A 13,751-nucleotide genomic window follows, 5' to 3' on the forward strand; every position below is an offset into this window, starting at 1 on the left:
CAGCGGTCGGGAACTCAGGCGTACTTGGCCTGGACTTCCTGGGCAACCGCCGCCGGAACCTGCTCGTAGTGGTCGAACTGCATGGTGTAGCTGGCGCGGCCCTGGCTCATCGAACGGAGCTGGTTCACGTAGCCGAACATGTTGGCGAGCGGCACGAAGGCCGTGATGACATTGGCGTTGCCGCGCATGTCCTGGCCCTGGATCTGGCCGCGGCGGGAGTTGACGTCGCCGATGACGGAACCGACGTACTCCTCGGGCGACACGATCTCGACCTTCATCACCGGCTCAAGCAGCACGGGCGAGGCCTTCTCGATGGCTTCGCGCAGAGCGGCGCGCGAGGCGATTTCGAAGGCGATGGCCGAGGAGTCCACCTCGTGGTAGGCGCCGTCGATCAGCGTCACCTTGACGTCGACCACCGGGAAGCCGGCGAGCGGACCGGAGGTCATCACCGAGTTCAGGCCCTTCTCGACGCCGGGGATGTATTCCTTGGGAACCACGCCGCCGATGATCTTGTTCTCGAAGGTGAAGCCCTTGGCGACTTCGTTCGGCTCGACGATGAACTTCACCTTGGCGAACTGACCGGTACCGCCGGTCTGCTTCTTGTGGGTGTAGTCGATCTCGGTCGCCTTGCGGATGGTCTCGCGGTAGGCCACCTGCGGCGCGCCGACGTTCACCTTAATGTTGTGCGGGGCGCGACGGAGGATGTCGATCTTGATGTCGAGATGCAGCTCGCCCATGCCCTTGATGATCGTCTGGCCCGACTCCTGGTCGGTCGAGACGCGGAAGGACGGATCCTCCGAAGCCAGCTTGGCCAGAGCGATGGAGAGCTTCTCCTGCTCGCTCTTGGTGGCCGCCTCGACGGCCATCTCGATGACCGGCTCGGGGAATTCCATCTTCTCAAGGATGACCGGCTTCAGCGGGTCGCAGAGCGTGTCGCCGGTGCGGGTGTCCTTGAGGCCAACGAAGGCGACGATGTCGCCGGCACGGGCTTCCTCGACGTCCTCGCGGGTGTCGGCGTGCATCTGCACCATACGGCCGATGCGCTCCTTCTTCTCGCGGGTCGAGTTGAGGACGGTTGAACCCTTGGTCAGCACGCCCGAGTAGACGCGGGCGAAGGTCAGAACGCCGTAGGGATCTTCGATGATCTTGAAGGCGAGCATGGAGAGCGGCTCGTCGTCGGACGACAGGCGGACGGTCTCTTCCTCGGTCTTCGGATCGATGCCACGGGTCGGCGGCACGTCGACCGGCGACGGCAGGAAGTCGACGACGGCGTCGAGCAGCGTCTGCACGCCCTTGTTCTTGAACGCCGAGCCAGCGAGAACCGGGAACCAGGCCGAAATCAGAACCGCCTTGCGGATCAGCTTCTTGAGGGTCGCCTCGTCGGGCTCGTTGCCCTCGAGGTAGGCCTCCATGGCGTCGTCGTCCAGCTCGACGGCGGCTTCGATCAGCTCGCCACGCGCTTCCTTGGCGCGCTCCAGCATGTCGGCCGGAATCTCTTCGTCATGGAACTTGGCGCCGAGCTGCTCGTCTTCCCAGACCACTGCCTTCATGCGGATGAGGTCGACGACGCCCTTGAAGTTGGCTTCGGAACCGATCGGCAGCTGCAGGGCCACCGGACGGGCGCCGAGGCGGGTGCGGATGTCGCTGAGGCACTGGTCGAAGTTGGCGCCGGTCTTGTCCATCTTGTTGCAGAAGACGATACGCGGCACGTTGTACTTGTCGCCCTGGCGCCACACCGTCTCGGTCTGCGGCTCGACGCCCTGGTTGGAGTCCAGCACGCAGACGGCGCCATCCAGCACGCGCAGCGAACGCTCGACTTCGATGGTGAAGTCGACGTGGCCGGGGGTGTCGATGATGTTCAGGCGCTTGCCGTTCCAGAAGGTGGTGGTGGCAGCCGACGTGATGGTGATGCCACGCTCCTGCTCCTGCTCCATGTAGTCCATGGTGGCAGCGCCGTCGTGCACTTCGCCGAGCTTGTGGGACTTGCCCGAGTAAAAGAGGACCCGCTCCGTCGTCGTCGTCTTGCCCGCGTCGATGTGGGCCATGATGCCGAAGTTGCGGTAGTCCTCGAGCTTATGCGTACGAGCCATGTTCGTCTCCGCCTGTCCGGCTTACCAGCGATAATGCGAGAAGGCGCGGTTGGCCTCGGCCATCCGGTGGGTGTCTTCACGCTTCTTGACGGCGGTGCCGCGGTTGTTGGCGGCATCCATCAGCTCGCCCGACAGACGATCGATCATCGTCTTCTCGTTGCGGCCACGAGCGGCCGTGATCAGCCAGCGGATGGCCAGCGCCTGACGACGCTCGGTCCGAACCTCGACCGGAACCTGGTAGGTGGCACCACCGACGCGGCGCGAACGAACCTCGATCTGCGGCATCACGTTGTGGAGCGCCTGATGGAAGGTCTGCACGGCGCTCTGGCGGGTGCGGGTCTCGATGCTGTCGAAGGCACCATAGACGATCGCCTCGGCGACCGACTTCTTGCCGTCCTGCATGATCGAGTTCATGAACTTGGAAACGACGATATCACCGAACTTCGGATCGGGATTGATCTCGCGCTTCTCTGCACTGTGACGACGGGACATACTTCGTCTCCGGGTATAGCAAAACAAGACCGACCGGACCCGGCTTCACGCGCGGATCCGGCCAGGGATCACTTCGGACGCTTGGCGCCGTACTTGGAACGGCGCTGCTTGCGGTTCTTGACGCCCTGCGTGTCGAGCACGCCGCGGAGGATGTGGTAGCGCACGCCCGGAAGGTCCTTGACGCGGCCGCCACGGATCATGACCACCGAGTGCTCCTGAAGGTTGTGACCTTCGCCGGGAATGTAGCCGATGACCTCGTAACCGTTGGTCAGACGGACCTTGGCGACCTTACGGAGAGCCGAGTTCGGCTTCTTCGGGGTCGTCGTATAGACGCGCGTGCAAACGCCACGCTTCTGAGGGCAAGCCTCGAGATGGCGGGCCTTCTCACGATAAACCGGCGCGACGCGCGGGTTACGGATCAGCTGATTGATCGTCGGCATCCTTCACCTTCAATCCAAACGTCCGGATCTACAGCAAGACCGGAACTTCACTTCCTTACAGAACCAACCGCCACCAGAACCAAGGCGACAGGCCAGCTCCCTGACCGAATTCGCAACTCTCCGCACCCCGCCCGCACAAAACGAAGCGCGCCGATAACGTGAAATCTCACGTCCGGCGCGGCGGAAAGCAGAGGAACAATGCCGATCGGCACCGTTCGTGCGTACAACAGCTTTCACCACCAGTGGAGCGAATTGCGTTTAACGATGCTTGATCAAAGGTTTAAGGACCAGTGATCGATCTCTCGTTACAGACCAACTCATCAAGTGCGCGGACACTACTCAAACTATCCCCGACCGTCAAGCCGGACGCGCAAAAAAGGCGGAAACCTCGGCCTCCCGGCTATCTGCGCGCGCCACCCCAGCATAAAGCGGCAATTTCCGTACGATCCGACGCAACAAATGCAATATGCATGTCATTTGCCAGGGGATCGAGCGGTCGGAACGGCGAATCCGCTTCCATATCGGCGAACTGAAGCCGCTGCCCGGATGCCCGTAGCGAATCCTTGCCCGCGAATCCTTGGATCGTCCACGAATCCGTAAAGCGGGATGCCTTCCGCGTTTTCGAGACTCTCGGCGAATTTGGGCAAAGCCCGATTTCGCCGCCGGATGCGCATGGTCGAATCCGATGTCAAACGTCAGCCGACATCGGAGCAAGAATCCATTTCTCCAAATGAAAGGCGCGGCGCCCTTTCCGGAGCGCCGCGCCCTTTTCGTTTCGCGTCGGTCCGGCCGATCAGACGGCGGTGCCGATCCGGTCGACTTCGCCGACCGTCACCTCGACGCCCTCGCCGAGGGCGTCCTTGCGGCGCTCCTCGAGGATCAGCTCGTCGCGGCGGGTCGCCACCTGGCGGATGCGGCTCATCAGCGAACCGGTACCGGCCGGGATCAGGCGACCGACGATGACGTTCTCCTTGAGACCCTCCAGCGTGTCGACCTTGCCGTTGACCGCCGCCTCGGTGAGGACGCGGGTGGTCTCCTGGAAGGACGCCGCCGAGATGAAGGAGCGGGTCTGCAGGCTGGCCTTGGTGATGCCGAGCAGGATCGGGTGGGCGATGGCCGGCCGCTTGCCGTCGGACGTCGCCCGCTCGTTGATCTGCTCGAACTCCAGCTTGTCGACCTGGTCGCCGCCCATCAGGTCGGTGTCGCCGCCCTCGGTGACCTCGACCTTCTGCAGCATCTGGCGAACGATCACCTCGATATGCTTGTCGTTGATCACCACGCCCTGCAACCGGTAGACTTCCTGGATCTCGTTGACGAGATAGGCGGCCAGTGCCTCCACGCCCTTGATCGCCAGGATGTCGTGCGGCGCCGGGTTGCCGTCGACGATGTAATCGCCCTTCTCGACCACGTCGCCTTCCTGAAGGTGGAAGTTCTTGGTCTTGGGGATCAGGTACTCGCGCGGCTCGAGGCTCTGGTCGTGCGGCTCGATCAGCACGCGACGCTTGTTCTTGTAGTCGCGGCCGAAGCGGATGGTGCCGTCGATCTCGGCGATGATGGCGTGATCCTTCGGACGACGGGCCTCGAACAGCTCGGCAACGCGCGGCAGACCGCCGGTGATGTCGCGCGTCTTGGCGCTTTCGAGCGGAATACGCGCCAGCACGTCGCCGGCATGCACCCTGGACCCCGGCTCGACCGACAGGATGGCGTCGGGGCTGAGCAGGTAGCGGGCGTCACCGCCCTTCTGCGGCTTGCCGATCTTGCCGTTGGCATCCTTGATGATGATGGCCGGCTTGAGGTCCGACGTGCGGGCCGAGCCGCGCCAGTCGATGACGACGCGCTTGGTGATGCCGGTCGCCTCGTCGGTGGTCTCCGACACCGAGGCGCCTTCGACCAGATCCTCGTAGCCGACGACGCCGTCGACGTCGGTCAGCACCGGGCGGGTGTAGGGGTCCCACTCGGCAAGACGCTGGCCGCGCTTGATCTTGTCGCCGTCGTCGACGTGCAGGCGCGAGCCGTAGACCACGCGATGGGTCGAACGCTCGTTGCCGGCCTCGTCGACCAGCACGACCGCGAGGTTGCGGCCCATGGCGATCAGCTTGCCTTCAGAGTCGCGTACCACGTTGCGGTTGCGGATCTTGACCGTGCCCTCGATGGTCGACTCGATGAACGACGAGTCCACCACCTGCGCCGTGCCGCCGATGTGGAAGGTGCGCATGGTGAGCTGGGTGCCCGGCTCGCCGATCGACTGTGCGGCGATGACGCCGACGGCCTCGCCCATGTTGACGGGCGTGCCGCGAGCGAGGTCGCGACCGTAGCACTTGGCGCAGACGCCGATCTTGGTGGCGCAGGTCAGCACCGAGCGGATCTTCACCGACTGGATGCCGGACTTCTCGATGCGCTCGACGTCGCGCTCCTCGATCAGCTTGCCCTTTTCGACCACCACTTCGCCCGTGGCCGCCACGGTGATGTCCTCGGCGGCGGTGCGGCCGAGGATGCGGGCCCCTAGCGTCGCCACCACCTGGCCGGCGTCGACGATCGCCTGCATCCTGAGGCCCTGGTCCTCGGCGCCGCAATCGGTCTCGGTGATGATGCAGTCCTGCGCCACGTCGACGAGGCGACGGGTGAGGTAGCCCGAGTTGGCGGTCTTCAGCGCGGTGTCGGCCAGACCCTTGCGGGCGCCGTGCGTGGAGTTGAAGTACTCCATCACCGACAGGCCTTCCTTGAAGTTCGAGATGATCGGCGTCTCGATGATCTCGCCCGACGGCTTGGCCATCAGGCCGCGCATGCCGGCAAGCTGCTTCATCTGGGCCGGCGAACCGCGGGCACCCGAATGGCTCATCATGTAGATGGAGTTCATCGGCTTGGTGCGGCCGACGTCGTCCTTCTGCACGGCGGAGATGCGCTTCATCATCTCCTCGGCCACCTTGTCGGTGCACTTGGCCCAGGCGTCGACCACCTTGTTGTACTTCTCGCCCTGGGTGATCAGGCCGTCGGAATACTGCTGCTCGTAGTCGTTGACCAGCGCCAGCGTCTCGCCGACGAGGTCCGCCTTGGTCTCGGGAATGACCATGTCGTCCTTGCCGAAGGAGATGCCGGCGTTGCAGGCCTCCTTGAAGCCGAGGGCCATGATCTTGTCGCAGAAGATCACCGACTCCTTCTGACCGCAATGGCGGTAGACGGCGTCGATCATCGCCGAGATCTTCTTCTTGGTCATCAGCTCGTTGCAGAGATCATACGGCACGTTGTGATGCTTGGGCAGCAACTGGCCGATCATCATGCGGCCGGGCGTGGTCTCGTAGATCTTGGAGACCGGATTGCCGTCCTTGTCGACCGTCTTGAAGCGGCCGCGCACCTTGGAATGCAGCGTCACGGCGCCGGTATCGAGCGCGTGCTGCAATTCGCCGAAATCGGCGAAGGCCATGCCCTCGCCGGGCTCGCCGTCATTCATGATCGACAGGTAGTAGAGGCCGAGCACGATGTCCTGAGACGGCACGATGATCGGCGCGCCGTTGGCGGGGTGCAGGATGTTGTTGGTCGACATCATCAGCACGCGGGCTTCGAGCTGCGCCTCCAGCGACAGCGGCACGTGGACGGCCATCTGGTCGCCGTCGAAGTCGGCGTTGAAGGCCGAGCAGACCAGCGGATGCAGCTGGATCGCCTTGCCCTCGATCAGGATCGGCTCGAAGGCCTGGATGCCGAGGCGGTGCAGCGTCGGGGCGCGGTTCAGCATCACCGGATGCTCGCGGATCACCTCGTCGAGGATGTCCCAGACCTCCGGACGCTCCTTCTCCACCAGCTTCTTGGCCTGCTTCACCGTCGAGGAGAAGCCCTTGGCGTCGAGGCGGGAGTAGATGAACGGCTTGAACAGCTCCAGCGCCATCTTCTTCGGCAGGCCGCACTGGTGCAGCTTCATTTCCGGGCCGACCACGATGACCGAACGGCCGGAGTAGTCGACGCGCTTGCCGAGCAGGTTCTGGCGGAAGCGGCCCTGCTTGCCCTTCAGCATGTCGGAGAGCGACTTCAGCGGCCGCTTGTTGGCGCCGGTGATGACGCGGCCGCGGCGGCCGTTGTCGAACAGCGCATCGACCGACTCCTGAAGCATGCGCTTCTCGTTGCGGATGATGATGTCCGGCGCGCGCAGCTCGATCAGGCGCTTCAGGCGGTTGTTGCGGTTGATGACGCGGCGATAGAGGTCATTGAGGTCGGAGGTCGCGAAGCGGCCGCCGTCCAGCGGCACCAGCGGACGCAGGTCCGGCGGGATGACCGGGATGACGCTCATCACCATCCACTCGGGCTTGTTGCCCGACTGGATGAACGCCTCGATGATGTTGACGCGCTTGGCGAGCTTCTTCGGCTTCAGCTCGGAGGTCGACTCGGCGATCTCCTGGCGCAGCTTCTCGGCCAGCTTGGCGAGGTCGAGCGACTGCAGCAGCTCGCGGATCGCCTCGGCGCCGATCAGGGCGGTGAAGGTGTCCTCGCCGTATTCCTCCTGGGCGCGCATGTAGTCCTCTTCGGTGAGGAGCTGATGCTGCTTGAGGGGCGTCAGGCCGGGCTCGGTGACGACGTAGTTTTCGAAGTAGAGGATGCGCTCGAGGTCCTTCAGCGGCATGTCGAGCAGGAGGCCAATCCGGCTCGGCAGCGACTTCAGGAACCAGATGTGGGCGACGGGCGCCGCCAGTTCGATGTGGCCCATGCGCTCGCGGCGGACGCGCGACAGCGTGACCTCGACGCCGCACTTCTCGCAGATGACGCCCTTGTACTTCATGCGCTTGTACTTGCCGCACAAGCACTCGTAGTCCTTGATCGGCCCGAAGATGCGGGCGCAGAACAGGCCGTCGCGCTCGGGCTTGAAGGTGCGGTAGTTGATGGTTTCCGGCTTCTTGATCTCGCCGTAGGACCAGGACAGGATCTTCTCGGGGGAAGCGAGGGAGATCTTGATCTGGTCGAAGACCTGCACGGGAGCCTGTGCGTTGAAAAGGTTCATGACCTCTTGGTTCATCGGCTCGTTCTCCTGTGATGCCGCCCGACCGCCGTCTGTCCGCCTCGCCGGCGGGGGCTGCATGAAAAATCTCGAGGCGCCGCCTGGCGCCGGTTTCCGGAAACGCCGAACTGCCGGCGTGGGAGCGCCGACAGCTCAAGGCGTTTTCGGTCAGCTAACGCGCCGGATCACTCCGCCGCATCCTGGGCATGCCCGTCCGCGACGACGGCGTGCTCCTTGGAGTTGATCAGCTCGACGTTGAGGCCGAGCGAGCGCATTTCCTTGACCAGCACGTTGAAGCTCTCGGGGATGCCGGACTCGAAGGCTTCGTCGCCGCGGACGATCGCCTCGTAGACCTTGGTGCGGCCGGCCACGTCGTCCGACTTCACCGTCAGCATCTCCTGCAACGTGTAGGCCGCGCCGTAGGCTTCGAGCGCCCACACCTCCATTTCGCCGAAGCGCTGGCCGCCGAACTGCGCCTTGCCGCCCAGCGGCTGCTGGGTGACCAGCGAGTAGGGGCCGATCGAGCGGGCGTGGATCTTGTCGTCCACGAGGTGGTGGAGCTTCAGCATGTAGATGTAGCCCACCGTGACCTTGCGGTCGAACGGCTCGCCGGTGCGGCCGTCGTAGAGCACCGACTGGCCGGAGGTGTTGACCCCCGCCTTGGCCAAGAGTTCGTTGATGTCCGGCTCGCGGGCGCCGTCGAACACCGGCGTGGCGATCGAGATGCCCTTCTTCACCTGCGTGGCGAGCAGCACCATCTCGTCGTCGGTATAGGCGGAGATATCTTCCGTCTTCGGCGAGCCCAGATAGGTGTCGACCACCAGCTCGCGCAGCGGCTGGATGTCGTGGCTGTGCCGGTAGGCTTCCAGCATCTCGCCGATCTTGCGGCCCATGCCGGCGCAAGCCCAGCCGAGGTGGGTCTCCAGGATCTGGCCGACGTTCATGCGCGAGGGCACGCCGAGCGGGTTGAGCACGATGTCGACGTGGGTACCGTCCTCGAGGAACGGCATGTCCTCCACCGGCACGATGCGCGAGACGACGCCCTTGTTGCCATGGCGGCCGGCCATCTTGTCGCCCGGCTGGATCTTGCGCTTCACGGCGACGAAGATCTTGACCATCTTCATGACGCCCGGCGGCAACTCGTCGCCGCGCTGCAGCTTCTCCACCTTGTCGATGAAGCGCTGCTCCAGCCGCTTGCGGCTCTCGTCATACTGCTTGCGGAGGGCCTCGATCTCGCCCATGGCCTGCTCGCTTTCGAGGGCGAACTGCCACCACTGGGAGCGCGGGAACTCTTCCAGCTTCTCCTGGTCGAGAACCTGATCCTTCTTGAAGCCCTTGGGACCGCCGACGCCGGTCTTGCCGATCAGCATGTCCATCAGGCGGCCGTAGACGTTGCGGTCGAGGATGGCCTGCTCGTCGTCGCGGTCCTTCGCGAGGCGTTCGATCTCCTCGCGCTCGATCGCCATGGCGCGCTCGTCCTTCTCGACGCCGTGGCGGTTGAAGACGCGCACTTCGACGATGGTGCCGGTGACGCCCGGCGGCACGCGCAGCGACGTGTCGCGCACGTCCGATGCCTTCTCGCCGAAGATGGCGCGCAGGAGCTTTTCTTCCGGCGTCATCGGGCTTTCGCCCTTCGGCGTGATCTTGCCGACCAGGATGTCGCCGGCCTGCACCTCGGCGCCGATGTAGACGATACCGGCTTCATCGAGGTTCTTCAGCGCTTCTTCCGAGACGTTCGGGATGTCGCGGGTGATTTCTTCAGGCCCCAGCTTGGTATCGCGGGCCATCACCTCGAACTCCTCGATGTGGATCGAGGTGAACACGTCTTCGGCGACGATCTTCTCGGAGAGAAGGATCGAGTCCTCGTAGTTGTAGCCGTTCCACGGCATGAAGGCGACCAGCACGTTGCGGCCGAGCGCCAGATCGCCGAGGTCGGTCGACGGACCGTCGGCGATGATGTCGCCCTTGGCCACCACGTCGCCGACGCGCACCAGCGGACGCTGGTTGATGCAGGTCGACTGGTTGGAGCGCTGGAACTTCATCAGGCGGTAGATGTCGACGCCGGACTTCGACGGATCGAGGTCCTCGGTGGCGCGGATGACGATACGGGTGGCGTCCACTTGGTCGATGACGCCGCCGCGACGGGCGGCGATGGCGGCACCGGAATCGCGGGCGACGATCGGCTCCATGCCGGTACCGACGAACGGCGCCTCGGCGCGTACCAGCGGCACGGCCTGACGCTGCATGTTCGAGCCCATCAGGGCGCGGTTGGCGTCGTCGTTCTCCAGGAAGGGGATCAGCGCCGCGGCGACCGACACCACCTGCTTGGGCGACACGTCCATCAGGTCGACGCGCTCCTTGGCCACCTGCGCCGTCTCGCCGGCGTGGCGGGAGATGACGAGGTCGTTGACGAAGTGGCCCTCGTCGTCCAGCTCGGCATTGGCCTGGGCGACCGTGTACTTGCTCTCCTCCATGGCCGAGAGGTAGACGACCTTGTCGGTCACCCGGCCGTCCTCGACAATACGGTACGGGCTCTCGATGAAGCCGTACTTGTTGACGCGGGCAAAGGTGGCGAGCGAGTTGATCAGGCCGATGTTCGGGCCTTCCGGCGTCTCGATCGGGCAGATGCGGCCGTAGTGCGTGGTGTGGACGTCACGCACCTCGAAGCCGGCGCGCTCGCGGGTGAGGCCGCCCGGGCCAAGCGCCGACAGGCGGCGCTTGTGGGTGATCTCGGAGAGCGGGTTGGTCTGGTCCATGAACTGCGAAAGCTGCGACGAGCCGAAGAACTCGCGCACCGCCGCCGCCGCCGGCTTGGCGTTGATCAGGTCCTGCGGCATCACCGTGTCGATGTCGACCGAGCTCATGCGCTCCTTGATGGCGCGCTCCATGCGCAGGAGGCCGACGCGATACTGGTTCTCCATCAGCTCGCCGACCGAACGGACGCGGCGGTTGCCGAGGTTGTCGATGTCGTCGATCTCGCCCTTGCCGTCGCGCAGTTCCACCAGCGTCTTGATGACCGCGAGGATGTCCTCCTTGCGCAGGATGCGCACGGTATCGGGGCACTGGAGGTCGAGACGCATGTTCATCTTGACGCGGCCGACGGCGCTGAGGTCGTAGCGCTCGGCGTCGAAGAACAGCGACTTGAACATCGCCTCGGCGGTGTCGATGGTCGGCGGCTCGCCCGGACGCATGACGCGGTAGATGTCGAACAGCGCGCCTTCGCGCGACTCGTTCTTGTCGACGGCCAGCGTGTTGCGGATGTAGGCGCCGGTGTTGACGTGGTCGATGTCGAGGAGCGGCAGCTCGTCGATGCCGAGATCGGTGAGCTGCGCCATCATCTTCGGGGTGATCTCGTCGCCGGCTTCGGCGTAGATCTCGCCCGTCTGCATGTTGACGACGTCCTCGGCGATGTAGAGCCCTTCAAGCTCCTCGTCGGTGACCTTCAGCGCCTTGAGGCCCTTCTCGGCCAGCTGGCGGGCGGCGCGGGCGGTCAGCTTGCGGCCGGCGCCGACGACCACTTCGCCGGTGTCGGCGTCGATCAGGTCGGCGACCGCCTTCATGCCCTTCATGCGGCCCGCGTCATAGGGCATGCGCCAGCCGTCCTTGGCGCGCTCGTAGATGATCTTGTTGTAGAAGGTGTCGAGGATCTCCTCGCCGTCGAGGCCGAGGGCGAACATCAGCGAGGTCACCGGGATCTTGCGGCGACGATCGATGCGCGCGTAGACGATGTCCTTGGCGTCGAACTCGATGTCGAGCCAGGAACCGCGGTAGGGAATGATGCGGGCAGCGAACAACAGCTTGCCCGACGAATGGCTCTTGCCCTTGTCGTGGTCGAAGAACACACCCGGCGAGCGGTGCATCTGCGAGACGATGACGCGCTCGGTGCCGTTGACGATGAAGGTGCCGTTATCGGTCATGAGCGGCATGTCGCCCATGTAGACGTCCTGCTCCTTGATGTCCTTGACCGACTTGGCGCCGGTATCCTCGTCGACGTCGAAGACGATCAGGCGCAGCGTTACCTTGAGCGGAGCGGCAAAGGTCATGCCGCGCTGGCGGCACTCGTCGACGTCATACTTCGGCGCCTCGAACTCGTAGCGGACGAATTCGAGGAAAGCCGTGCCGGCGAAATCGGAAATCGGGAAAACGGACTTGAAGACGGCCTGCAGGCCCTCCTCCGGGCGGCCGCCCTTGGGCTCCTCGACCATCAGGAACTGGTCGTAGGACGCCTTCTGGACCTCGATCAGGTTCGGCATCTCGGCAACTTCCCGGATGTCTCCGAAGAACTTGCGGACACGCCTGCGGCCGTTGAACGTTTGCGCCATTGCTTCCCTCGTACACCGTGATCGGCAGACCGGAACCCTTTGATGCGCAACGCTTCAAACGTTGCCGAAGGGCTCGGGACAAACCGACCGCCGATCGAACGGCCAAGTCTTTAGCCAATTCGATCCGATTCGGGCCAAATAAAGGCCATCTTAAAAACAACCGTTGGGCGGCCCGATTTTGTCGAGCCGCCCACCGTCAGAATTGCAAGGTCGATTACTTGACGTCGACCTTGGCGCCAGCTTCTTCGAGCTGCTTCTTGATCTTGGCGGCCTCGTCCTTGGACACGGCTTCCTTGACCGGCTTCGGAGCGCCTTCGACCAGGTCCTTGGCTTCCTTGAGGCCGAGGCCCGTGATGGCGCGGACTTCCTTGATCACGTTGATCTTCTTGTCGCCGGCGTCGACGAGGATGACGTCGAACTCGGTCTTCTCTTCCTCGACGGCAGCCGGGGCGGCAGCGCCGCCGGCAGCGGCGACGGCCACCGGAGCGGCGGCCGAAACGCCCCACTTCTCCTCGAGGAGCTTCGACAGCTCGGCGGCTTCCAGGACGGTCAGGGCCGACAGATCGTCGACCAGCTTGGCAAGATCAGCCATTTCACTTCTTCCTTCAGTAACGGTTCGGACCAGATTTTTGTTCCAGGTCGAACGGCCTCACGCCGCTTCGTCCTTCTTGGCATAAGCCCCGAACACGCGGGCCAGCTGGCCCGCGGGTGCCTGCAGGACGCCTGCGATGCGGGTGGCCGGGGTATTGATCATACCCAGCAGCTTGGCGCGCAGTTCGTCCAGCGACGGCAGGCTCGCGAGAGCCTTGACGCCGTTGGCATCGAGGTTGGTCTTGCCCATCGCGCCGCCGAGAACAACGAGCTTGTCGTTGGTCTTGGCGTAATCGACGGTGACCTTGGACGCCGCGACCGGATCCGCCGAATAGGCGATGACGGTCGGACCTGTGAACAGGTCAGTGATATGCTCGGCGTCGGTGCCTTGAAGAGCCAGCTTGGCGAGGCGGTTCTTGGCGACCTTGACCTTGCCGCCGGCTTCCCTCATGCGGGCGCGATACGCCTGCAGGTCAGCGACGGTGAGGCCTTGGTAGTGGGACACGACGATGACGCCAGCGCCCTTGAACGAGGCGTTGAGTGCGTCGATCAGTTCCCGCTTTTCCGCTCTATCCACGGCCAGTCTCCAGATGAACGACAAGGCTTGCGCCCCATCGTCAGTTGCTGTTGCCGCGCGTCCGCCTTGCGGCTCGCACGCGACGTTCGCGGCCTGTCCGCCAACCCGTCCCGGTGATCCGGCGCGGCTGGAGGGAAGAGTCAGAACCGTTACTCGTCCAGGGAAGGACGGCGGACCGCCCTTCGGATGCAATTACGGGTCTCACTCCCGTCTCATGCAGGCCCCGACGTCACCCGGAAGGCCGGGATCGGTCCGCAT

General features: G+C 64.3%; 7 protein-coding genes. All 7 read right to left on the bottom strand.

Going from position 1 to position 13,751, the window contains the following annotated elements; genetic code table 11:
• Window positions 1–14 precede the first annotated feature (14 nt).
• Window positions 15–2,090: an elongation factor G gene (gene fusA / locus H512_RS0104260; RefSeq protein WP_026782427.1), complete on the bottom strand. Its 2,076-nt coding sequence runs from the start codon at window positions 2,088–2,090 to the stop codon at window positions 15–17.
• A gap of 21 nt (window positions 2,091–2,111) precedes the next feature.
• Window positions 2,112–2,582, bottom strand: a complete 471-nt coding sequence (gene rpsG, locus H512_RS0104265; protein ID WP_026782428.1) for a 30S ribosomal protein S7 — start codon at window positions 2,580–2,582, stop codon at window positions 2,112–2,114.
• A 68-nt stretch (window positions 2,583–2,650) separates the two neighbouring features.
• Window positions 2,651–3,022 (bottom strand): 30S ribosomal protein S12, encoded by a 372-nt coding sequence (gene rpsL / locus H512_RS0104270; RefSeq protein WP_026782429.1) that lies wholly within the window; start codon window positions 3,020–3,022, stop codon window positions 2,651–2,653.
• Window positions 3,023–3,815: 793 nt separating this feature from the next.
• On the bottom strand, window positions 3,816–8,021 hold the full coding sequence (rpoC, locus tag H512_RS22425; RefSeq protein WP_036789946.1) for a DNA-directed RNA polymerase subunit beta': 4,206 nt from the start codon (window positions 8,019–8,021) through the stop codon (window positions 3,816–3,818).
• A gap of 167 nt (window positions 8,022–8,188) precedes the next feature.
• Window positions 8,189–12,325, bottom strand: coding sequence for a DNA-directed RNA polymerase subunit beta (gene rpoB / locus H512_RS0104280; RefSeq protein ID WP_026782430.1), 4,137 nt, complete (start codon window positions 12,323–12,325; stop codon window positions 8,189–8,191).
• A gap of 214 nt (window positions 12,326–12,539) precedes the next feature.
• On the bottom strand, window positions 12,540–12,917 hold the full coding sequence (gene rplL, locus H512_RS0104285; protein WP_026782431.1) for a 50S ribosomal protein L7/L12: 378 nt from the start codon (window positions 12,915–12,917) through the stop codon (window positions 12,540–12,542).
• A gap of 57 nt (window positions 12,918–12,974) precedes the next feature.
• Window positions 12,975–13,493 carry a 50S ribosomal protein L10 gene (rplJ, locus tag H512_RS0104290; RefSeq protein ID WP_026782432.1) on the bottom strand — a complete coding sequence of 173 codons (519 nt, stop codon included), beginning with the start codon at window positions 13,491–13,493 and terminating at the stop codon, window positions 12,975–12,977.
• Window positions 13,494–13,751: the final 258 nt, after the last annotated feature.

Source organism: Pleomorphomonas koreensis DSM 23070, from assembly GCF_000425185.1.
Lineage (GTDB): Bacteria > Pseudomonadota > Alphaproteobacteria > Rhizobiales > Pleomorphomonadaceae > Pleomorphomonas > Pleomorphomonas koreensis.

Excerpts from the sequence above, each read along its gene's own strand:
- rpoC (WP_036789946.1), bottom strand. The coding sequence starts at position 8,021 with ATGAACCAAGAGGTCATGAACCTTTTCAACGCACAGGCTCCCGTGCAG.
- rpoB (WP_026782430.1), bottom strand. The coding sequence starts at position 12,325 with ATGGCGCAAACGTTCAACGGCCGCAGGCGTGTCCGCAAGTTCTTCGGA.
- rpsG (WP_026782428.1), bottom strand. The coding sequence starts at position 2,582 with ATGTCCCGTCGTCACAGTGCAGAGAAGCGCGAGATCAATCCCGATCCG.
- rpsL (WP_026782429.1), bottom strand. The coding sequence starts at position 3,022 with ATGCCGACGATCAATCAGCTGATCCGTAACCCGCGCGTCGCGCCGGTT.
- rplL (WP_026782431.1), bottom strand. The coding sequence starts at position 12,917 with ATGGCTGATCTTGCCAAGCTGGTCGACGATCTGTCGGCCCTGACCGTC.
- fusA (WP_026782427.1), bottom strand. The coding sequence starts at position 2,090 with ATGGCTCGTACGCATAAGCTCGAGGACTACCGCAACTTCGGCATCATG.